This window comes from Haladaptatus rarus (genome assembly GCF_054177585.1).
Map to the genome: position 1 here is coordinate 148,900 of NZ_JBPEHG010000001.1, position 20,193 is coordinate 169,092.

At 60.3% G+C, this 20,193-nt stretch carries 30 protein-coding genes; 18 read left to right on the plus strand and 12 right to left on the minus strand.

Annotated features, from left to right (window positions below; genetic code table 11):
* Positions 1 to 76: 76 nt before the first annotated feature.
* Together ACR3FE_RS00745 and ACR3FE_RS00750 are read left to right on the plus strand one after the other, a co-directional pair.
* Positions 77 to 1,039 carry an ABC transporter ATP-binding protein gene (locus ACR3FE_RS00745; protein WP_458204639.1) on the plus strand — a complete coding sequence of 321 codons (963 nt, stop codon included), beginning with the start codon at positions 77 to 79 and terminating at the stop codon, positions 1,037 to 1,039.
* Positions 1,036 to 1,863 (plus strand): ABC transporter permease, encoded by an 828-nt coding sequence (locus ACR3FE_RS00750; RefSeq protein WP_458204640.1) that lies wholly within the window; start codon positions 1,036 to 1,038, stop codon positions 1,861 to 1,863. The genes ACR3FE_RS00745 and ACR3FE_RS00750 overlap by 4 nt, the downstream gene beginning before the upstream one ends.
* Positions 1,864 to 1,869: 6 nt before the next feature.
* On the opposite strand, the gene ACR3FE_RS00755 is transcribed toward ACR3FE_RS00750, so the two are convergent.
* Complete coding sequence (locus ACR3FE_RS00755) at positions 1,870 to 2,244, minus strand: winged helix-turn-helix transcriptional regulator (protein ID WP_458204642.1); 375 nt, start codon at positions 2,242 to 2,244, stop codon at positions 1,870 to 1,872.
* A 328-nt stretch (positions 2,245 to 2,572) separates the two neighbouring features.
* Here ACR3FE_RS00755 and ACR3FE_RS00760 point away from each other — a divergent pair, with 328 nt between their 5' ends.
* Complete coding sequence (locus tag ACR3FE_RS00760) at positions 2,573 to 2,737, plus strand: DUF7331 family protein (RefSeq protein WP_458204644.1); 165 nt, start codon at positions 2,573 to 2,575, stop codon at positions 2,735 to 2,737.
* On the opposite strand, the gene hflX is transcribed toward ACR3FE_RS00760, so the two are convergent.
* On the minus strand, positions 2,734 to 4,029 hold the full coding sequence (hflX, locus tag ACR3FE_RS00765) for a GTPase HflX (RefSeq protein WP_458204646.1): 1,296 nt from the start codon (positions 4,027 to 4,029) through the stop codon (positions 2,734 to 2,736). The genes ACR3FE_RS00760 and hflX overlap by 4 nt on opposite strands.
* Complete coding sequence (locus tag ACR3FE_RS00770) at positions 4,026 to 4,382, minus strand: DUF2209 family protein (protein ID WP_458205988.1); 357 nt, start codon at positions 4,380 to 4,382, stop codon at positions 4,026 to 4,028. Before ACR3FE_RS00770 ends, hflX begins: the two co-directional genes overlap by 4 nt.
* 243 nt (positions 4,383 to 4,625) lie before the next feature.
* Here ACR3FE_RS00770 and ACR3FE_RS00775 point away from each other — a divergent pair, with 243 nt between their 5' ends.
* The gene (locus tag ACR3FE_RS00775) at positions 4,626 to 4,946 is read left to right on the plus strand and encodes an FUN14 domain-containing protein (RefSeq protein WP_458204647.1); all 321 of its coding nucleotides are present in this window, start codon (positions 4,626 to 4,628) and stop codon (positions 4,944 to 4,946) included.
* A 1-nt stretch (position 4,947) separates the two neighbouring features.
* On the opposite strand, the gene gvpO (ACR3FE_RS00780) is transcribed toward ACR3FE_RS00775, so the two are convergent.
* Together gvpO (ACR3FE_RS00780) and gvpA are read right to left on the minus strand one after the other, a co-directional pair.
* Positions 4,948 to 5,439, minus strand: coding sequence for a gas vesicle protein GvpO, halophile-type (gene gvpO, locus ACR3FE_RS00780; protein ID WP_458204648.1), 492 nt, complete (start codon positions 5,437 to 5,439; stop codon positions 4,948 to 4,950).
* 14 nt (positions 5,440 to 5,453) lie between these two features.
* Positions 5,454 to 5,708: a gas vesicle protein GvpA gene (gene gvpA / locus ACR3FE_RS00785; protein ID WP_458204650.1), complete on the minus strand. Its 255-nt coding sequence runs from the start codon at positions 5,706 to 5,708 to the stop codon at positions 5,454 to 5,456.
* A gap of 253 nt (positions 5,709 to 5,961) precedes the next feature.
* On the opposite strand from gvpA, the gene gvpO (ACR3FE_RS00790) reads away from it, so the two are divergent.
* The 11 genes from gvpO (ACR3FE_RS00790) to ACR3FE_RS00840 all read left to right on the plus strand — a co-directional run bounded on the left by gvpO (ACR3FE_RS00790) (position 5,962) and on the right by ACR3FE_RS00840 (position 11,468).
* Positions 5,962 to 6,375, plus strand: coding sequence for a gas vesicle protein GvpO (gene gvpO / locus ACR3FE_RS00790; protein ID WP_458204651.1), 414 nt, complete (start codon positions 5,962 to 5,964; stop codon positions 6,373 to 6,375).
* Between the two features lie 12 nt (positions 6,376 to 6,387).
* Positions 6,388 to 7,071, plus strand: coding sequence for a hypothetical protein (locus tag ACR3FE_RS00795; protein WP_458204652.1), 684 nt, complete (start codon positions 6,388 to 6,390; stop codon positions 7,069 to 7,071).
* Positions 7,072 to 7,207: 136 nt separating this feature from the next.
* Positions 7,208 to 7,834, plus strand: coding sequence for a GvpL/GvpF family gas vesicle protein (locus ACR3FE_RS00800; protein WP_458204654.1), 627 nt, complete (start codon positions 7,208 to 7,210; stop codon positions 7,832 to 7,834).
* Between the two features lie 5 nt (positions 7,835 to 7,839).
* On the plus strand, positions 7,840 to 8,094 hold the full coding sequence (gene gvpG / locus ACR3FE_RS00805) for a gas vesicle protein GvpG (RefSeq protein ID WP_458205989.1): 255 nt from the start codon (positions 7,840 to 7,842) through the stop codon (positions 8,092 to 8,094).
* Positions 8,094 to 8,552 (plus strand): gas vesicle protein GvpH, encoded by a 459-nt coding sequence (gvpH, locus tag ACR3FE_RS00810; protein WP_458204655.1) that lies wholly within the window; start codon positions 8,094 to 8,096, stop codon positions 8,550 to 8,552. Before gvpG ends, gvpH begins: the two co-directional genes overlap by 1 nt.
* Positions 8,545 to 9,324, plus strand: coding sequence for a hypothetical protein (locus ACR3FE_RS00815; RefSeq protein ID WP_458204657.1), 780 nt, complete (start codon positions 8,545 to 8,547; stop codon positions 9,322 to 9,324). Before gvpH ends, ACR3FE_RS00815 begins: the two co-directional genes overlap by 8 nt.
* Entirely contained in the window at positions 9,317 to 9,751 is a 435-nt protein-coding gene (gene gvpJ, locus ACR3FE_RS00820; protein ID WP_458204659.1) for a gas vesicle protein GvpJ, read from the plus strand. Before ACR3FE_RS00815 ends, gvpJ begins: the two co-directional genes overlap by 8 nt.
* Complete coding sequence (gene gvpK / locus ACR3FE_RS00825) at positions 9,738 to 10,055, plus strand: gas vesicle protein GvpK (RefSeq protein WP_458204660.1); 318 nt, start codon at positions 9,738 to 9,740, stop codon at positions 10,053 to 10,055. The genes gvpJ and gvpK overlap by 14 nt, the downstream gene beginning before the upstream one ends.
* Positions 10,048 to 10,875: a gas vesicle protein GvpL gene (gene gvpL, locus ACR3FE_RS00830; RefSeq protein ID WP_458204661.1), complete on the plus strand. Its 828-nt coding sequence runs from the start codon at positions 10,048 to 10,050 to the stop codon at positions 10,873 to 10,875. Before gvpK ends, gvpL begins: the two co-directional genes overlap by 8 nt.
* On the plus strand, positions 10,872 to 11,120 hold the full coding sequence (gene gvpM, locus ACR3FE_RS00835; protein ID WP_458204663.1) for a gas vesicle protein GvpM: 249 nt from the start codon (positions 10,872 to 10,874) through the stop codon (positions 11,118 to 11,120). The genes gvpL and gvpM overlap by 4 nt, the downstream gene beginning before the upstream one ends.
* A 108-nt stretch (positions 11,121 to 11,228) precedes the next feature.
* Entirely contained in the window at positions 11,229 to 11,468 is a 240-nt protein-coding gene (locus ACR3FE_RS00840; RefSeq protein WP_458204665.1) for a PRC-barrel domain containing protein, read from the plus strand.
* A 48-nt stretch (positions 11,469 to 11,516) separates the two neighbouring features.
* Here ACR3FE_RS00840 and ACR3FE_RS00845 read toward each other — a convergent pair whose 3' ends face one another.
* Positions 11,517 to 12,614 carry an AI-2E family transporter gene (locus ACR3FE_RS00845; protein WP_458204666.1) on the minus strand — a complete coding sequence of 366 codons (1,098 nt, stop codon included), beginning with the start codon at positions 12,612 to 12,614 and terminating at the stop codon, positions 11,517 to 11,519.
* 83 nt (positions 12,615 to 12,697) lie between these two features.
* On the opposite strand from ACR3FE_RS00845, the gene ACR3FE_RS00850 reads away from it, so the two are divergent.
* Positions 12,698 to 13,657 (plus strand): DUF7972 family membrane protein, encoded by a 960-nt coding sequence (locus ACR3FE_RS00850; protein WP_458204668.1) that lies wholly within the window; start codon positions 12,698 to 12,700, stop codon positions 13,655 to 13,657.
* On the opposite strand, the gene ACR3FE_RS00855 is transcribed toward ACR3FE_RS00850, so the two are convergent.
* The 5 genes from ACR3FE_RS00855 to ACR3FE_RS00875 all read right to left on the minus strand — a co-directional run bounded on the left by ACR3FE_RS00855 (position 13,658) and on the right by ACR3FE_RS00875 (position 17,172).
* Entirely contained in the window at positions 13,658 to 14,383 is a 726-nt protein-coding gene (locus tag ACR3FE_RS00855) for a ribosome assembly factor SBDS (protein ID WP_458204670.1), read from the minus strand.
* A 54-nt stretch (positions 14,384 to 14,437) separates the two neighbouring features.
* Positions 14,438 to 15,196, minus strand: coding sequence for an archaeal proteasome endopeptidase complex subunit alpha (gene psmA / locus ACR3FE_RS00860; protein ID WP_458204671.1), 759 nt, complete (start codon positions 15,194 to 15,196; stop codon positions 14,438 to 14,440).
* A 4-nt stretch (positions 15,197 to 15,200) separates the two neighbouring features.
* Positions 15,201 to 15,680 (minus strand): Rpp14/Pop5 family protein, encoded by a 480-nt coding sequence (locus ACR3FE_RS00865; protein ID WP_458205990.1) that lies wholly within the window; start codon positions 15,678 to 15,680, stop codon positions 15,201 to 15,203.
* A 183-nt stretch (positions 15,681 to 15,863) separates the two neighbouring features.
* On the minus strand, positions 15,864 to 16,484 hold the full coding sequence (locus tag ACR3FE_RS00870) for a class I SAM-dependent methyltransferase (RefSeq protein ID WP_458204673.1): 621 nt from the start codon (positions 16,482 to 16,484) through the stop codon (positions 15,864 to 15,866).
* Complete coding sequence (locus ACR3FE_RS00875) at positions 16,468 to 17,172, minus strand: RNase P subunit p30 family protein (protein ID WP_458204674.1); 705 nt, start codon at positions 17,170 to 17,172, stop codon at positions 16,468 to 16,470. Before ACR3FE_RS00875 ends, ACR3FE_RS00870 begins: the two co-directional genes overlap by 17 nt.
* 170 nt (positions 17,173 to 17,342) lie before the next feature.
* Here ACR3FE_RS00875 and ACR3FE_RS00880 point away from each other — a divergent pair, with 170 nt between their 5' ends.
* Entirely contained in the window at positions 17,343 to 18,407 is a 1,065-nt protein-coding gene (locus ACR3FE_RS00880) for a phytoene/squalene synthase family protein (protein ID WP_458204676.1), read from the plus strand.
* 117 nt (positions 18,408 to 18,524) lie between these two features.
* Here the strand turns inward: ACR3FE_RS00880 and ACR3FE_RS00885 are convergent, their stop codons facing one another.
* Positions 18,525 to 19,382: a 3-hydroxyacyl-CoA dehydrogenase family protein gene (locus tag ACR3FE_RS00885; RefSeq protein ID WP_458204677.1), complete on the minus strand. Its 858-nt coding sequence runs from the start codon at positions 19,380 to 19,382 to the stop codon at positions 18,525 to 18,527.
* A 158-nt stretch (positions 19,383 to 19,540) separates the two neighbouring features.
* On the opposite strand from ACR3FE_RS00885, the gene ACR3FE_RS00890 reads away from it, so the two are divergent.
* Complete coding sequence (locus ACR3FE_RS00890) at positions 19,541 to 20,110, plus strand: DUF7409 domain-containing protein (protein WP_458204678.1); 570 nt, start codon at positions 19,541 to 19,543, stop codon at positions 20,108 to 20,110.
* Positions 20,111 to 20,193 lie beyond the last annotated feature (83 nt).

Consider the following 20,193-nt stretch of genomic DNA (forward strand, 5'->3'; position numbering starts at 1 on the left):
AGTTGGAATATTGTTAGTCAGTCGACAAATCGAAACAGGTATCCCCGCGACTGGACACCGTTTCGACGGTGATTCGATGACTGCTATTCAAGTAAATTCTCTAACGAAGCGATTCGGCGACGTGGTCGCCGTCTCGGATCTCGACCTGACGGTCGAAGCGGGCGAGATCTTCGGCTTTCTCGGGCCGAACGGCTCGGGCAAATCGACGACCATCAACATGCTCCTCGATTACGTCCGCCCGACCACCGGCACCGCGACGGTGCTCGGCTACGACGCCCAGGCGGAGACACAGGCGATCCACCAGCGCATCGGCATCCTTCCCGACGCGTTCGACCTCTACGGTCGGCTCTCCGGCCAGAAACACATCCAGTTCGCCATCGACTCCAAACAGACCGCCGACGACGTCAGTGACATCTTGGAGCGCGTCGGCCTCTCCCCAGAGGATGCCGCCCGCCCGGCGGGCGATTACTCGAAGGGGATGCGCCAGCGCCTCGCGCTCGGGATGGCACTGGTCGGTGACCCCGACCTGCTCATCTTAGACGAGCCCTCCTCGGGTCTCGACCCGAACGGCGTGCGCGAGATGCGCGAGATCATCCGCGCCGAGGCCGAGCGTGGGACGGCCGTCTTCTTCTCCAGTCACATCCTCAGTCAGGTCGAAGCCGTGTGTGACCGCGTCGCCATCATGAACCGGGGCGAACTCGTCACCGTCGACACCATCGACGGCCTCCGCGAGGCCACCGGGTCTGGTGCAACGATGGAACTGACCGTGGATGCGGTGCCAGATCTCTCGTTCGACGATATCGATAACGTGACGGGTGCGACGGTCGATGGGCATCGGATCACGGTGGCGTACACCGATTCGAGAGCCAAGGCCAAAATCATCAATCACGTCGAGGAGGCCGGTGTGACCGTCACCGACATCACGACCAGAGAGTCCTCGCTCGAAGACCTCTTCACCGCCTACACGACCGACGCTGGCGACCAGCGGCTCGACGAGACGACGGACGATACCGAGTCGGAACAGGAGGTGCAAGCATGAGCTGGGCGGTCGTCGCCCGCAAGGACTTCGAGGATGCTGTCCGCTCGAAGATGCTCTGGGCCATCACCGCCCTGTTCGTCCTCTTTACCGGGGGGACGGTGTTCGCGCTCGATGGCATCATGGAATTGAACAAGACGTCGGCACTCCAGATGCTCACCCTCCCGGCGGGATTGATAATTCCCATCACGGCGCTCGTGGCCGCCTATCTCGCCATCGCTGGCGAGCGCGAGTCGGGAAGCATCAAACTGCTGCTCGGATTGCCACACACCCGATTGGACGTGGTGCTCGGCAAACTCCTCGGGCGAACTGCCGTCGTCACCGTCGCGATCGGTGCCGCGTTCGTCGTCACCGCTGGTGTGCTCGCGCTCCTGTACGGGTTCGTCTCGCTGGGCGACTATCTGCTCTTGCTTCTCCTGACCGCGTTGTTCGGCGCGACGTTCGTCGCAATCGCGGTCGGAATCTCTGCGGCGACCGCGACACGAGGAAGGGCGATGGCTGCTGCTGTGGCCGTATTCGTCGCGTTCCAGATCCTCTGGGATTACGTTCCGATGGGTGTCTACTATCTCGCCGAAGGTGCGATTCCGAGTGGCGGCCCGCTTCCAGCGTGGTACTATCTCGTCTTGACCCTGAATCCGAAGAATGCGTACACGATGGCGTCAGGGCTCTTTCTTCCTGAAACCCCTGCTGGCTCCTTTGCAGGCAGGATCGTCGGCGAGATTCCGTTCTATCTCGAAGACTGGTTCGGGCTGGTCGTCCTGCTCGCGTGGTTCGCCGTCCCCGTGATGCTCGGCTATCTGCGATTCGAACGGGTCGATCTCAGTTGATTCGGTTCACGCGATAGCCGAATCTTCGTCCTTCGCTGGAACGAGGTACTCCATCCCCCAGTCGCGCATCGCGTAGATGACCGGTTCGAGCGAGCGACCGTTGGGCGTCAGTGAGTATTCGACGCGTACGGGTTTCTCGTTCACGATCTCACGATTCACGAGCTGTTTTTCCTCCAGGTCTTCCAGACTGTCCGAGAGCACCTTGCTGGAGATACCGTCGACCTCCTCTTTCAGTGCGTTGAACCCGAGTGGTCCGTTTTCGAGAAGCCGATGGATGATCACTGGATGCCACTTCTTCCCGACCAATCTCGCAGTCGCGGTGATGGGACACCAGTCTTCGCCCGCACACCACAGTTCGAGGGGTCGTACCGGTTCACTCATGGTAGAGGCTATTCGCCGCCTGTACAAAAAAGTCACCTGTGACTATCGAATTACCTTTCGTAACTTATCTCTCGTGGACTGTGACCGACTACATCTCAAAGTCCAGACCGATGGAGAGAAACGACGTTCGAGCGATTCGACTTATCTTCGCCCCATCCCCGGATATTGGTTGAAATCTGACTCTCGGTGTGAGATATCACCGAAACGTTTTCAACCCCTGCTCACCCAGAGGTAACTACAGGACCTTGATAATAGGTAACATTTATCAGTATTGAGTTGCTACCTACTACTGTAGAGTAAGTCGATTACGACACACTACCAAGCTGGCATGACCACGAGTACGCACGAAGCAGACGACTCCCGACGGAACCGGGACGACGACCGATACGCCGAACTGGCTGTGCAGGACGATGCCGTCCTCATCTACGACCAGAAGAACCACCGCGCGTGGATTCGCTCGAACGGACAGGTATCGTTATCTTCGATGCTTTAGACCGACGGCGCGGCCGTCAGGTCGCTCGCTTTCGATCGTGACTGTTGAACGATAGACGGTCGAGCCTCGAACTCGACGACCACTTTGTCGTCGACGTACGTTACGTCCTCCACGTGCGCGTGGTCGTGAACCCACGAGACGACACTCATCGTATCTTCCGTCATCGGCATGACGAGCCGTTCGAACTCCCAGTCGGGGAGTTCGAGATCGATCCGGTGTTTCAACGCTTCGACGTTCAGGCCCTCCTGCCCACTGATGGCGACGGGATTCGGCGCGAGTGCGGACAGCGCGTTTCGTTTCTCTGCCAGTTCTTCGTCGCTCACGGCGTCGATCTTGTTGAGCACCGTGACGATGGGTGCCTGATTACGCTCGTACAGCGTGTCGTGACAGGTGACGAGCTTTTCGTGGATGTCCTCGATGGGCTCGCTCACGTCCACGACCAACAGGACGAGGTCGGCGTAGTACACCGCGTCGAGCGTGGATTTGAACGATTCGACGAGCCAGTGCGGGAGGTCGCTGATGAACCCGACCGTGTCCGTGACGAGCACGTCTCGTCGGTCGATGGCCGCCTTTCGAGTCGTGGTTCCGAGCGTCGTGAACAGCCGGTCTTCGGCCTCCGCAGTCGTGTCGAGGTCGGGATGCAAGTCGTCGTTCTCGCCGATCTCCAGGTCTTCGGCGAGTTGCTGGAGCAGGGTGGATTTCCCGGCGTTGGTGTACCCCGCGAGCGCGACGAGATCGAATCCCGACTCTCGACGCTTCTGTCTGCGGTCTGCTTCCTTGTCGGCGATGGCGTCGAGTTCGTTCTTGATGCGGCTGATCTGGTCTTTGATGTCCTGTTCGTGGCTCTCGTCGTACTCACCGAGACCCATGAAGCCGGGACGCTCGTCGCGTTTCGCGAGACTCGTCTTCGCCTCGACGCGCGGAAGTTCGTATCGGAGCTCAGCCAACTCGACCTGCAACTGTGCCTTGCGCGCCTGCGCGCGCTGGCCGAAGATCTCGAGGATGAGTCTGAATCGGTCGATGACGCGCGTTCCGTCGGGAAGACGTTGTCCCAGGTTGTACGTCTGGTACGGTCCGAGCTGGTTGTCGAAGACGACCAACTCGGCACCTGTCTCGGCGACGGCTTCGCTGAGTTCTGTAACTTTACCCTCGCCGAACTGGAACGCTGCGTCTTCCTCGCGTGACTGGATGAACTCGGCGACGATCTCGTAGCCTGCAGCGCGCGTCAGCTCTCGCAGTTCCGTGGTGTCGGCGGTTCCTGAGTCTACTCGTTTTGCTACTATCGCTTTCATAGGAGTAGTTTGCGGGCGGCGTACGCGGCGTGGTGTGCAGTCTGCACGGTTTCACGTTCAGCTATGGTTTCTACGTACTTAAATTCAGGTTCGAGATACTGTTCGACCATCCACTCGGGTTCTTCGTAGAATTCACCGCGTTCGGCGACGACCGGCCCCATCTGCGGTTGTGGAAGTTCGTCGAGTGCGTCTCCGACGATGCTCGTGATCGCAGACAGTGTCGGTTCGTTGCGGTTGATGGCGAACCCCAACCCCTCGATGCACTGGATCCGTGTCGTTCCGACCGTCGCGTGGACGGCGGCAGCTACCATCAGGTATTCGCCCGCCTCTTCGTGGCGGCCACTGATATCGATGCCGACCACGTCAGCCGTGCCGGCCCTTCACTCCGGTTTGCGCCGCGTTTCCGTGCACAATCTTCAGTAAGCTACCGAGGTTCTTCAATCCCCCGCCGAGCGTGGCTGTCCGGTCGAAATGGTCGCCGAACGCACCTGTCGCTGACCGACGATGCCAACTTCTGCACCACTGTCATCGAATAGCACACTATCATCTCAGAAACACCACAAAATTCTTAACCTGTCGATGTGCTGAATTGGACGATGCAATTCGGTATAGATCCACAACAACTCGGACTCGAATTCGGGAGCGGTGCCGTTATCGGCGGTATCATCGGTTTCGCAGCGAAGAAGGTAGCGAAACTGATCGCTGTCATCGTCGGTCTCGAACTCGCATTGTTCAAATTCCTCGAATCGCGTGGTATACTGTCTGTCGATTGGGATCAGCTCACAGCGGGTATGCTCAAAACAGGTGAAGTCGTTCAGAGCGGAACCCCACCATCGTGGGTCACCACCGTTCTCTCGACGGTTTCAGTGAGTGCTGGCTTCGTCGGCGGCTTCATGATCGGCTTCAGAAAGGGATAACCTATCGTTCCTGTTCGTCACCCCGCCGATACCGTTCTCGAAGCCGATATCCGGTTACGTCTCCCGACCCATTCAGTGCAACTGCGTACTGTCCGAGGATATCCTGTGTATCGGGAATCGCGCTCCGTTCGACCATCTCGACGACGACCTCCCAGCCGTCGTCGTCTTCGGTTATCTCGATGATGCCATCGAGTGGATGGCCGACGAGGTCGGACGCGACGTCTTCTATCGTCTCCCGAACGTCCATCACGTCGAAGCCGTCCGCTGTCGCTTCGGTTTCACTCTCGGTCTCTTTGCTTTCAGTCTCCTCGCTCTCGGTCTCTTCACTCTCGGTTTGAGTTTCTTGGCTCACGTCGTCTTCCTCCGTTTCGCCGGTCTCGTCTATCGTCTCGTCGTCCGAATCGTGCTGGTAGCAAAAGCCGTCGTCTTGGGCCGGTCGAGAACAGCGGTTGCCGGACTCGGTGAGAGCTCGACACTGGTCGGCTTCCGACATGGTTCAGTAGACCCTTACGACGTCGTTGCCTTTACGTCTACTTCCTCGAAGTCAACTTCTTCACCTGCTGTGGCTTGCTCTAACCTCGAGACCTCCTTGGCATAGTGGAGGAACGTGTCCACCGATGCGACGACGACGCGTGCTTCGACGGTCAACACTTCGATACCGACGACTGAGACACGGGCCCAGATGTCGATAACGACGCCTTTGTCGAGGATGCGATCCAACACTTCCGCGAGACTCGACGCGTGTGGTTCTGCTCGTGGCATAGGTAATCAGCGGGAGTCAATCCCTCTACACCCTAATCGGATAGGACGACATTTGACGATTCGGGCCGTGGTTGCAAGCCGTTTATAAGGTGTCCGGTGTATGTAACGAAAGTTCATCCGTGGGGGCGGGACGAATCGAATTCGAAATCAGCCATCGTGCCACTGCTAACTCTTCAAACGGAACCGCCGGGAAGGCTCGCTGAGGGGCACACGAGTTATTGTCGTCCGTCTCGACACGCACTTGGGGGAAACGATGAGCGATCAGACTGACGATGCCAGTATCGGTGAGTTCGACGACGTGATCGACCGACTCACCGATGCTGTCGAGGACTCTGAAAACGACACAACCGAACACGACACAAGTGAGATACGCGATACGGAGGACGAGATAGACATCGTCGACGCGAGAGACGTGGGGCGAGCGGTCGCAGAAGACCTCACTGGTGAACCGCTCGACGGAATCGTCGCGGTCGAAGGGCACGAGGAGGGGTGGCGAGTGGTCGTCGAGGTGGTAAAGCGAGAGTCGATTCCCGACACGCAGGACATCCTCGACCGGTACGTCATCAGCCTCGGCCCGACAAGTGGCGTTCGAGGATACAGTCGCGCCGGTCGGTATCGTCGCGGAAACCTCAGGGAACAGCGCGAAATTTTCGACGAGGAACACTGAATGGGGGCCAACATGAGCGACAACGATACACAGACGATGCGGGAACTGATAGAGGAGAGTTTGCAAGAGGAAGAGAACGTCGAACAGCTGTTCAACGAAATCATCGACGGGAAGGGAGAGAACGGGGGAAATATCGGACGCAACGTCGGCAGACTGGTCGGCTGTGGACTGGGGATGTACGCCGGGCGCAAACTCGGAAAGTCGCTCGGTACGCGGCTCGAAAATCGGTTCGGCGAAGGCGGACGCGAGGGATCGTCAGACTCTTCGCACTCACAGCTCGTCCGCCAGCGCGTCCAAGACGCGTTCGAGGTTAGCAAGGAGGAAGCGGAGAAGATCATCGCCAACGCACCCGCGGTCGGGAGCAACGAGAACGAAGCGAGTGAAGAAGCTGAAAGCGATTCCGACGGTGAGCAGGAGGAAGAACGCATGGAGTCGGAAGACGAGGAGGAAGCAGCGGAAGACGAATCGGATGCAGAAGACGAGGAGGAAGCAGCGGAAGACGAATCGGATGCAGAAGACGAGGAGGAAGCAGCGGAAGACGAATCGGATGCAGAAGCCGAGGAGGAAGCAGCGGAAGACGAATCGGATGCAGAAGCCGAGGAACGCCTCGACCTCGACGACCTCTCCGACGACGACCTCCAGACGCTGGCGAACGACCTGCTGGAGGAACTCGAACAGAGAAAAGCTGCACAGTGATGGCGGCGTCGGCAGTCGTCAGTTCGCTCGATTTGTGCTGTTTGAGGCGCATGCTTGCTGTTTCCGCCACACGACTTATTAGCGCCCATCCCGTCCCTCCGTTGTTGAGGAGACACTGCCGCCGTACCCAATAACGATGAGTTCGAACCGATACGTCTACGGGGTTGTCGAACAGAACGATTTCGAGTTCGACGCCGACGCGGTGGGTGATGCAGACCACGTTTACACCGTCGATTATCGCACCCTCTCCGCCGTCGTCTCGGATATCGATACGACTGAACCCGAACGAACCGACGAGGATAGCAAAGCACACGACGAGATCCTTCGTCAGGTGCTCGAACGCGACGACGTAGACGCCGTCGTCCCCATGCAGTTCGGAATGGCGTTCAAGGACAACCGCGCCCTGAAAACCGTTCTCCGGGGTGCACAACGGGCGTTCAGAAAATCACTCCGCGAGGTGGACGGGCACGTGGAACTCGGCGTCAAACTCGTCGCCGACGAAGATGCCGACCTGCCACGTGACGAGATCCGCGACGACGTGGGCGGTCGATTGTCGGAACTCGCGGGGGGCGAGACTGACGACGACCTGTTCAGCGACCGACTCGTACTGAATCGGTCGTATCTCGTCGCCGACGACGACCGCGAGGCGTTCGACGAGGTCGTCGACGACGTGAGCGAGGAGTACGACGACCTCACCGTCCAGTACACCGGGCCGTGGGCACCGTACAACTTCGTGGACATCCAGATCGGAGCACAGAGATGAGCCTCGTGATCCTCGTGGACGATCTGCTCCTGAAACCGTTCGTCTCGCTCCTCGATATCCTCCACTCGATGGCAGTGGACGAGATGTACGACATCGAGGGAATCCAGGACGAACTCAAAGAGACACACATGCTGTACGAACTCGGTGAACTGTCGGAAGAGGAGTACGAGACGCGAAAGGACGACCTCGAAGAACAACTCGAAGTCGCAGAAGAAGTCCACGAGCGATTGCGGAACGGGAAAGTTGAGGTGAAACGATAATGGGACTGATCGGACAGCTAGTCAGACTGGCGAACACGCTCGCAGAAGAGGACACGCCCAGAACGCGCTCCGGACGGCTCGGCAGCACTGGAGGGCGAATCAACTACACGGTTTCGTTCGACTCTATCGACTCCGGGTGGAGTCGGAGCCGACGCGAGGATCGGAACGAGAGTCGAGGCGAGAACCGAAATCGACAGGGTCGAACCCGTCACCGCCAGCGGTATCTGACGGACGTTCGAAAAGAGGAGGACGAACTCGTCGTCACTGTCGACCTCCCGGACGTGTTGGAAGACGACCTGTCGGTCAAGTTCGACGACGAGACCGGTATTGTCGAAGTCAAAGATGAAGAGCGTCGCATCAAACGTCTCAATCTCGATTGGGACGATGCGGAGATGGCGGCGGCGAGATTCAACAACCACGTACTTGAACTTCGATTTGGGGAGATACCAGATGGATAACGACCGCATGGAGACGTTCGCGGAGGACGTGAAATCAGGTGTTAAGGGCCTCAAATCGGCATTCGAATCGTCCGATACGTTCGAGGAGGTCGTACAGGAAGCCGAAAAGCTCTGGTCGGTGCTGGACGAGGGCGAGGACGTCCTCGACGAGATAGATTACAGCGACGTTCCGGATGTCGTCGACGCCGACGACGCCTCCGAAGCCATCGACGTGGAGGACGTCCCGGAGGCGATCTCCGAAGGAGACCCGAAGGAGGTCATCGACATGTGGGGAGTGTACCAGGCCCTCAAACTCAAAGAACTGTGGGATTCGGCGGATATGCGCGAGGTCTGGCGCGAGGCGCGTGAGTTCGAAGACGCAGTCGATGACCTGGACGACGATTCGGACGACGGCGAAGACGATGGGATGCTGTCGGATCCGGACATGGGTGGCGGTGCGATGGACGATGCCGAAGTCGAAAGCGAGGTGCAGTCGGAGGTGTACGAGTCGAAGATCCAGTCTGAACTCCACGACAGCGCGGAGACGTTCCGTGAGAAGTTGCTGGAAACCCGGAATCGACTGGCCGAAGCGAAAGCAGAAAATGAGAAGAAGGGTGGCCCCGGCCAACCCTCTTCGCGCAATCCGACCGCCGTCTCCACCCTCTCGCTCTCGGATCGGGAGGCGGTGACGGTCACGAAGTTCTCCACGGTTCCGACGGAGACGCGACACTCGTCTGCACCGAACATGGAACGAATCTACGGTGATCGATTCGAGGAGAAGACCGATGACTGAACCAAGGCCGACGCGCAATCAGTCCGACCTCGCGGAGATGCTCGAGATTCTGCTCGACAAAGGAGTCGTCATCAACGCCGATATCGTGGTGACGGTCGGCGAGACGGAACTCCTCGGTGTGCAACTTCGGGCAGCAATCGCCTCGTTCGATACGGCCGCAGAGTACGGACTCGAATTCCCGGAGGGCACCGACATGAAACGAGTCGAGGAGGCGTCGGGCAGGGAACCCTTAGAAGAGTCCGAGACGGTGATGACGGTCGAAGCATCCGGCGAGGAAGAGACAGAATCGAACACGGAGACCGACGACGAACCGGCGGACACTGACAAGACCGACGAAGACGCAGAAGAACAGGAAGAGGAAACAGAAGAAGCAAAAGAAGCAGAACAGGCGAAACAGGAGGTGTCGTCCGAGAATGAGCACGATTGAGATCGACGGCGAAGACGCCCAGAGTGGCCTTGTCGCGCTCGTCGTCACGCTGGTCGAACTGCTGGTCGACGCCCTGGAGCGCGAGGCGGTTCGCCGGATGGAGCACGACGACCTCACGCCCGAGGAGATCGAACGACTCGGCTCTCAGTTGGCGGCGCTCGAAGAGGAGATAGACCGCCTGAAAGAGTCCGAAGGGATCGAGCACGAGGTTGACGACCTCCGTGACGACCTCGATAGCTTGCTCACCGAAGCGTTGGTCGATCTCTCGGAACGCGAACCCGGCCTGGAGGCGAACGATGGCTGAATCAGGAGAGACGACGAGCGAAGAAGCAAAGGCGAAGACCGACACGGAGTTCGAAGACGGACGCTATCTCTACTGCGTGGTCGATTCGACTGGCGACGCCGAGTTCTCGGCGACCGGTATCGACGACGAACCCATCTCGGTCGTCACCGACGACGGCGTCGGTGCGGTCGTCCAGTCCTGTGATTCCCCATACGACTCTGACGATCTCGAAACGGTACGCGAGTGGCTCCTCACGCATCAGGAGATCGTCGATGCTGCCGGAGAGACCTTCGGAACGCCACTCCCGTTTCGTTTCGACACCATCCTGAAGGGCGACGACGACCGCGTGCGAGCGTGGTTGGCCGACCAGCACGACGAACTTGAATCACATCTCGCCGAATTCGCGGGCCACTGGGAGTACCGCGTCGGTGTGACGTGGGACGAAGAGCGCGTCCGCGACGAACTCGAATCGGAGGACGACGAGCTGGCCGACCTGCGCGAGCGAATCGACGAAGCGAGTGAGGGGACTGCCTTCATGCTCGAAAAGCAGTACGATAACCGTCTCCGCGACCTTCGACAGGCCAGAAAGGAGACGCTGGCGAACCGACTCCACGACGAACTCCAACCGCTCGTTCGGGAGTTCGAGGAGGTCGACTCGCAGCGAAACGTCCTCGGCTCCTCCACCTCGGAAGACGTGGTACAGGTCGCGTTCCTCGCGCACGAGGAACGCGAAACGGACATCGGAAGCGCACTCGACGACATCGCAGACGAACCGGGCGTCGAGGTGCGCTTTACGGGGCCCTGGCCACCCTACTCCTTCGCGCCAGAACTCGACGCATGAAACCGACGAAAGAAGACCACGCCGTCGTAGACTTGCTCGACGTGCTTCTCCGAGACGGTGCCGTGATACAGGCAGACGTGGTCATCACGGTAGCCGACGTGCCACTCGTGGGACTCAGCTTGCGCGCGGCCCTCGCCGGGATGTCCACGATGACAGACTACGGCTACTTCGAAGAGTGGGACGCGGTGCAGCGGAAAATCGCCCGCGCCCCCGACGACCATCCGCTACTTCCTGCTGACGAGTGAGATTCGTCGCATCCCGCAGACGAGTGAACCAGTTCTTCTGGAATCGGATAAGCAACCTGCACTGGCAACCACGATACCTACCCAAAACGCGATCGAAAAACAGTTGCAATGGCAGTATCAGAGATCACCGACGACGAAGAGGGGAAGAAAGTCGTAGACCAGAACGGCGACCAGGTCGGCATCGTCGCCGACGTCGAACACGGTACGGCCCACATCGAACCCGATCCGGGACTCACCGACAAGGTGAAATCGAAACTCGGGTGGGGCGACAGAGACGAGGACACGTACCCACTGCAGGAAGAAGCGGTCGACTCCGTCACGGACGACGAGATTCGCCTCCAGTACTGAATTTTCCGCCTGATTTTTCGACACCGTCGCTCCACCGACCCACCAGTATCAACGTTCGTCCGGCGGTTCAGACCCGAGCGAGAGCGACGAGGATGCCGTTACCGATTCTCCACGAAGGAGGTCGCCGAACGCCATTCCGGCGAACTGCACGACCAGGACGAGCACCAGTGGGCCGAGGAAGATGCCGTACCAGCCGAACAGAAGTCCACCGAGCACGTAGGAGAACATCACCAATCCGGTGTGAGTCGTTCGACCTGCGACGTACGGTCGAACGACCATCTGTGGAAGCAGGTCGAGAAAGACGAGCGAGACGAAAAAGAACACCGCAGGGAACCAGAGATGTCGAGGGGCGGTTCGAAACGCCTGAAACGCGAGAAACATCGTGATGGGGACGTAGACCAGTTTTCCGACGACGATAGGCACGAACGTCGCCAGTCCCGTCACGAGCGCGAGGATGGTCGGGATGGGAAACGACACGCCAGACGGTGAAAACGTTGCAAAGGCGTTGTACACGATGGTCGCGGCCACGCCGACGAGGAGGACGGTGAGGACGTTTCCGAAATACACCGTGGCGAGGTCGCTATCGACCGCCGAGAGATACGCCACGAGGGGGCTTTCGTCCCCCACTTCGTCGCGAAACCACTCCCTGAGCCGGTTACCATCGCGGAGCGCGAAGAAGGCGAACGTGATGGCCAGAAAGAGATGAAGGATGCCGTTTGCGACCGCACCGAGCGACTTCGCGGCGGTCGTCAGTTCGTCCTGAAACCGAGCGAGATCGGCGGTGAGTAGTCGTCTGGGCTGTGAGAGAAACGACGGCAGGCTGCTCGACCCGGGGAAGAGTCTAGCATAGTAGGTCTCGACACCCGTCCCGGTGAACTGGCTGAGTTCCTGCACGCCGACGACGATGGTGTATGCGATGAGCACTAGTGCGGGCAGGGCGACGAGCAAGAGCGTTCCCGTCGCAGCCAGCCCTCTCGATTCGACACGATTCGTGACGCGCCGAAAGAGGGGCCGGGTTCCGTAGTAGACGAACAGACCGAGGACGAGCGTGCCGACGAAGGAGTACGCGACGAAGGCCAGGGCCACCAATAGCGCAAGGGCGAACACCCACCAGCCGACCTGTGACCTCTCCTCCGGGAGTTTCATCGTGTGAGGGACGACCCGGTGATAAAAATCTCTTCGCGTCCGGCCATCCGGTTTTTCCGATTTGAGACGGTAGTTGTGGTAGTATGATAGACGAATCTGTGTTGGAAGAGGATGATACGTCGGTGACGAAATGGTTCCTCCTCTCGGGGAATCGTTTCATCATCACCGCCGGGATCATCGTCGGCTTCGTCGCGGTACTCGCCACACTGGTCGTGCTCGGTGTCATCTCGGTTGGCCCGTCGAGTTCTGCCCGTACCTTGCTTGCGAGTGGAGTCACCTCCGGCCTGCTGACGCTCATCACGGTGACGCTCTCTATCAACCAGCTCATCCTCTCGCGCGTGTTCGGGTCGCCGAACGAACTCTCGAACCGACTCAACGGGACGCTCGATTTTCGCCGAAACGTCGAGCAGATAGCGGGACGTTCGACCAGTCCAACAGACCCCCGAGAGTTTCTGGCACTTATCACCGAAACGATTCACGACCGAATCTCCGATCTCGACCTCTCGTCGGTCGACGACGAGGTCGGCGAGTACCAGTCGGCGCTCGCGACCTACTCTGAATTCCTTACCGACGCAGTTCGTGACCACGACGACACCGTCGGCGTCCTCTCGGAGATAATGGGTTCGGAGTACGCCGAGTTCATGGAAGCCACGCGCTACGTGCAAAACGAGTTCCAGTACGAACTCTCGGAGCCGGTTCGTTCGGAGTTAGAAGCCGTGTTCGAACTGCTCGAAGCGATCGCCATCGCCCGCCAGTTCTTCAAGACGCTTGCCATCCAGCAAGACCTCGCTCGACTCTCGCGGTACATCGCGTACACCGGTCTGACAGCATTCGTGACTACTATCTCGATCACGCTGCTCTACAAGTCGAGTTCGGGTGCGTATCTCGACCCGGGAACGCTCACGCCCGTCGTCGTTCTCGGATTCGGCGTCATCGTCAGCCCGCTCGCAGTGCTCATCGCCTACATCCTCCGGATCGCGACTATCGCTTTCAATACGGTGTCCGTCGGTCCGTTCGTCCCGCCGAAAGAATCGTCGCGGTAGTTACCGCGTCTTCAGGTCGTCTTCGTCTTTGATGATCTGCGTCTCGGCCTCGCCGCTCGTTATCTCGTTGACGAGGTCGTAGAACTCGTTTTGCATCCCTGCCGGGAACGTCATGACGCCGATCCACGAGCCGTCGTTCTGCCACTCTTCGCGCTCGAGATCGCCGAACTGTCGAATCCTCGCCTGTGCGCTGCCAGCGTAATTTGCCGGCACCTGTACCGCGATGGTCACCTCGTCGAACCGGATGGGGATGACCGGACGAAGTGCTTCGAGCGCGTCGTCCACCTGTTGACTGGTGGGTTCCATCGGATCGACAGAGAATCCCGCTTCTTCCAGCGCGCTCTCGATGCGGTCTGGCGGATGGGGCGCGTTGTCCATCTGCGGGTTGACCGCGTTGCGCGTGATGCGGTCGACGAGCTGCTTGTGTTTCTGCTCTTGCATCTCGCGGCGCTGTTCTGCCGTGATCTGTATCTCACCGCGTTCGATGACCTCGGGGATGATCTCCAGCGGATCTGTCGTCTCGAAGACCTTCTCCAGATCCTCCTCGGCAGGTCGGTCGCCTCGGCTCGCGTTCTCGAACACGTCCTCGGCTGCGATGACGTCCTCGATGTCGCCTTCGAACTCGCCACGTTTGATAGCGAGTGCTGCGTCCGGGTCTACGAGCACCTCGAATCGTGCGCCGTGTGATTCGAGACGCGCCGTCACCGCCTCTTCCAGTGATATCATACCCGGAGGTAAACGCGCCCACCTAAAAGATGTTTCCCGAAGAAAACGTCTCGATTACTCTTCTGGCTCGTCGCTTTCGTCGCCTTCGAGCAGGTCGAGTTCGCCGAGGTACTCCTCGACTTCGTCGTCGTCCAGCATGCGGAACCGTTCGCTCTCGACATCCACGGTGGCGATGCCGACGCCGTCTGCCGAGAGTTCGTCGTCGTTGACCGTGCCGAGAGCACTGAGCGCGAGGTCGATGCCGCCGTCGAGATCCATCTCCTTGCTGTAGTTCGCTTCGAGGTAGTCCTGGATCTCGCCGCGGTCTGCACCGACTGCGAGTGCCTTCCACTCGTACGGCGTGCCGGAGGGGTCGGTCTCGTAGAGGCGCGGTTCCCCGTTCTCGATGCCGCCGATGATGAGCGCGACACCGAACGGGCGCGCGCCACCGACCTGCGTGTACTGCTGGATGTGGTCGGTGACTTCCTTCGTCAGCGTCTCGACGCCGATCGGCTCGTCGTAGCGCAGCCGGTTGATCTGCGACTGTCGTCGCGCGAAGTCGATGAGCTGACGGGCGTCGGCGACGTGGCCCGCGCTGGCGATGCCGATGTGGTCGTCCGACTTGTGGAGCTTCTCGACGCTGGTCTGCTCCATCAGCGGCGACCGGGTGCGCTTATCGACGGCGAGGACGACACCGCCTTGCGTCCTCACGCCGATACTGGCACTCCCTCGCTTGACGGCTTCCCGTGCATATTCGACCTGGTAGAGGCGTCCGTCCGGGGAGAAGATGGTAATCCCGCGGTCGTACGCTTGCTGTTGGGCTTGTCCCTGCATAGTATCACTCGAAATCGAGTTCCGCCGCGCCAACGAACGCGCCATCGGCCCGCACGTCGAATAAGTCGTCCCGTACGACGGCAGGTCGTTCTGCGTCCGCGAACACGACGCTTCTCTCGCCCGAAACTTCCCTGCGGCGACCTAAATACTTTTCTTCACAACCCCGCACCGTCCCGCTCATACCGCGCACGAAGACGCCGATGGGGTCGTTTTGCACCGTCTCGATGCAGGCTAACGCTGCTCGCGCGTCGTCCGTGTGCCCGCGTCGAGCGCGGACGATGGCTTCGCCTTCCCCGTCTTCGAACTCGAAGCTGAGCACCTTGAGGTCGGCATCCGCGCTCCTGACGTCGCCCAGCAGATTCTGCCCGGCGAACCAGATGCTCCGCTGGAACGACCGGCGGTCGATGTCGGCGTCGGGCCACGATTCGAGCGCGACCGCGAGGTAGCGCCAGCGCGGCCTGAGATGTTTCGGCAGGTGTTTCATCGAGAGGTCTGGTGCGGAGGTTCGGGCGGGAGCGGTTTGAATCGTGCGTTCTCGGAGTGGACGGTACATTCTCGGAGGAGACGACGTCTCCTCGAACGGACGCCGTCTCGTGTATCGCCCCGTGTGCGAGGAATCCGTCCCTATCCAGTACAAAATAGTACGTTTTAGTACAGCACGCGGATTTTACTCGCCGCTTCGTTCTGCGACCAGCACACCGACCTGATCGTGAACGCGCTCGACAGCCGTCAGCGAGAATCCGTTGTCGGTCAGCACGTCGGCGAGATGGCCCACCGTCGAGGGGTCGTCGACTTCGGGGCTGTAGAACGGCTCGTCGGGGTCTGGCGTTCCGAAGAACATCACGTCGCCGAGGACGAACTTTTCCGGGCCGAGTCCTGCGATGACCTCGATGGCCTCGCGCTTCTCCTCGTCCGAGAGGTGGTGCATGGCGAAGTTGGACACCACGACGTCGATTTTTCCTTCCAGCCCCGCTACGTTCGGTTCCCGAAAGCTTCCGTCTCCGAACTCCACGTTGGTGAGACCCTGCATTTCGGCTTTCGTGCGACCTTCGTCCAGCATCCCCTCGCTGATGTCACGCCCGACGACGCGCTTCGCGTGTGGCGCGAGCGCGAGTGCGATCGCGCCCGTGCCGGTTCCCAGGTCGAGTACCACGTCGTCGTCGGTCGGGTCGGCGTACTCGATGACCAGACTCGCACAGGCACGGTACTCGTCGCTGTCCTGTGAATCGTCGTAGTCGCTTGCGATATCCGAGAAGCGGTCGGCGTGCTCTTCAAGCGTCTTCTTCATACTTGCCACGTTTCACGCCGGGCGCAATGAAATCGTCGGAGCGACGCTCCCGGTTTCGCTCGGCGAGGCGACCCCACTCGCGGAGCCCCGACTCGATCTGCTCGCGCGAGAAGCCCACCAGTTCGCCCACGGCCAGCAGTTCGCGTGGCCCACGCAGCTGGAGATGCGAGTCCGGGTCGGCGCTGACGACGAACGGCGCGTCGTACTTCGTGACGATCTCGCGCAGTTTCCGGAGGTCTTGCAGAGCCTGCACCCGAGGGCCGCCGTCGGCGCGGAGGACGCGGGAGAAGTTGAACTCCACTCGAACACCGTTCTCGGCGGCGGCCTTCGCCAGTACGTGATTGAAATCGCCGCGCCCGCGCATGGGGTGAGCGAGCACGTCGATTCGCTCTTCTTCGACCGCGAACCGGTTGAGTTTCGACGACCCACCGTGGAGCAGGAGGATCGTCGTCTTGGGTCGGTAGTTGCCGACGTGCCCACTGGCCTGCGATGGGTTGTCGGCGCGGATTTCGAGCCCATCGACCACGTCCACGTCGTACGCCTCGTGCACCCGCTCGGCGTCGAACTCGGCCAGCGAACCGCCGTGGTTTCGGACGACGATTCCATCGAATCCGTAGTCGTTCGCCGTGGCCGCGAAGCGTGCGACGGTGCTGTCCCCGTCCGGGACGGCGTGGACGCTCTCGTACATTGCTCGTCTTTCGGTCGGAGACCGCGAGACTTGGCGTTTGCGACTCGCTCCGCGCCCGAAGACGTGCCGAGGGAGATTCGCAACAGATTAGCCTCTTGACGCGAATACAACTGGTAAGCCCAAGGGGTTTTCCCGACTCAGCCCGAAGGGCCGGAAGGTTCAGTATTAGAATGGATAGCTCCCAGCCAACTTCTGTGATCTCCGATGAGCCGTCTCAGGCCGACATCGACTGGTGTCACCAAGCGGTTCAAGGGGTCTCCCGTACGTTCGCCATCACCATCGACTTGCTCGACCAACCGATGGCTGACGCCATCTGCGTCGGATACCTGCTCTGCCGTGTTGCCGACACGATAGAGGATGCAGGTCACATCCCACCCGACGAACAGGCCGCCCTCCTTCGACTCTACGACGGCGCGCTCGACCCGAACGACCCGACGACCGCGGTCGAGTTCCGCGCCGCCGTCGACGAATGGCTTCCCGAGGACGGTGGCGACGACTGGGCGGTCGTTGCGAACGCACCGCGCGTCATCGGGACGTTCACCGCATTTCCCGAGTCCGTCCAGCAGGCAGTCCTCCCACCCGTCCGAGAACTCGTCGATGGGATGGCCATGTTCGTCGAACGCTACGCCGATACCGGCGGGCTTCGAATTCGAACCCTCCCGGAACTCGAAGAGTACTGCTACTACGTCGCCGGGACGGTCGGCGAACTCATCACGAATCTCGTCTGCCGCGACGCCGATTCGAAGCGAGCCAAGCGAATGCGGGAAACCTCCGAATCGTTCGCCCTCCTCCTCCAGCTCGTCAACGTCTCGAAGGACGTGTACGTCGATTACCACGACGAGAACAACGTCTACCTCCCCGAGACGTGGCTCGAAGACGAGGACGTGCCACAGGACGACCTCTGTGCCCCCCAACACCACGACGACGTCGCCGCCGTCGTCGCCCGCACAGCCGACCACGCCCACGGCTTCGTGGACGACGCACAGACATATCTGGAGACGATGCCACGCGCGGAAGGAAACCGCCTGGTAGCGTGGACCATCCCCTACCTCCTCGCGGTCGGCACGCTCCGCGAGGTTCGTAAACGCCCCGAAGACGCCCTTCGACGCGCCGGAATCAAGGTTCCCCGCGAAGAAGTCCACGCCCTCCTCACGACGCTTTCGGGTGGCGTGGAGCGCGAAACGCTGGGCGACCTCCGACGAACGATCGCAAAGCGTCCCTTCCACCAGGCCTGAGTCGTCTTTTCTCTGTGTTGATGTCGATGTCCGGTACGTCACTGAGACACCCCAATAATGATGGTAACGGTACGTCTTGCAAGTCTGTGAAAACGTACGAAATCGAAGACCGAGAGTTCAGTACTCGTAGAAGCCTTTTCCAGTTTTCTTGCCCAGATCGCCCGCATCGACCTTGCGCTTGAGCAGGTAGGCGGGCTTGTAGCGGTCGCCCAACTCCTTGAACAGCGTCTCGCTGGCGTCGAGGCAGATATCGAGGCCGATGTGGTCGGCGAGCGTGAGCGGACCCATCGGGACGTTCGTCCCGAGTGTCATCCCCTTGTCGATGTCCTCCTTGTTGGCGACGCCCTCGTCGTAGGCGCGGATGCCTTCGTTGATCCACGGCATGAGGATTCGGTTGGTGACGAAGCCGGGTTTGTCGTCGGACTCCCACGTCTCCTTGCCGAGTTCCTCGGAGAGGTCGTGCGCGAGGTCGACCACGTCGCGGTCGGTCTTCTCGCCGACGACCAGTTCGACGCCCTTCATCACGGGGACGGGGTTCATGAAGTGGAGACCGACGACGAGTTCCTCGCGGTCGGTCACGCTGGCGATGGTCGTGATGGAGAGCGTGCTGGTGTTCGTCGCGAGCACCACGTCCTCAGGTAGGAGTTCGTCCAGATCCGCGAAGATGTCCTGTTTGATGTCCATGTCCTCGACGGCGGCCTCGACGACGAGGTCGCAGTCGGTGAGGTCTGCGAGGTCGGTCGTGCCGGTGATGCGGGAGACGACGTCCTCGGCCTCGCCGTCGCTCATCTTCTCTTTGGCGACGAAGCGGTCGAGGCTGTTCTCGATGGTGTCGAACCCGTTCTCGACGAACGACTGCTTGATGTCGCGCATGACCACGTCGAATCCGTTCGTGGCAGCGACCTGTGCGATGCCACTGCCCATGGTGCCTGCGCCGACTACGCCGATGGTGTCGATGTCGTCCAGTGTGCGCATGTCGGTGACTGCACTGGGTAGAGTTGTAAGAGTAGCGAAACCCGGACCGAACCGCCGACTCGTCACGTTCTGTCATGCTGAGCAGATGTAACGGATAGGTACTGCCTGCGAAAAATTCAAGAATCAGGGGTGTGAGAAGGAAACGAGCCGGTGAGACCGTGACGGAAAACGACACAGATGGGGAGGAACTGGGTGAGACGCGCCCGACTAACGTGCAGTTCGTCGGGCCAGCGACGGCGACGGTCATCAAAGACGCGACGTTCGACGCTGAAGACATTCTACGACGAAACGTCTCCTACGAGATGTTGCGCGAGGCGGGCGTGAATCCGGGAGTCGCAGGACGGTTACGCAGAGAGCACTCTCTGTCGTGGTCGTTCGGCGGGTCGGGAGAGGACTTGACAGACCGGTCGAACCAGATCCGCGGCCTACAAGACGAAGAGCGAGCGTGGATCGCGGCGAGTTCGGGCGACTGGGAGGAAACGTCTGCCTCGACCGATGGGAGCGGCGACGCGCAAGCCGAGGAAGCAGCGTGGCGCGAACGAAGCAGTCCCGACCCGGTGACCGACGTACCGGGAATCGACGCCGAGTTGGCGACGGAACTCGCCGAGGCAGGCATCATCTCGGTTCGGAGCATGGCCATCGCCACCCCGGAACGAGTCGCTGATTCGCTCCGCCTCGACGAAGCGCAGGTCACCGAGTGGCGTGACGCCGCACGCGAACTGCTGTAAATTTACTATCTTCGTAGTTCCTAGACGCCCGTTAGCACTGCGGAGGGTGACGAAAACGGGGGTTTTCGACTCACACAGGACCA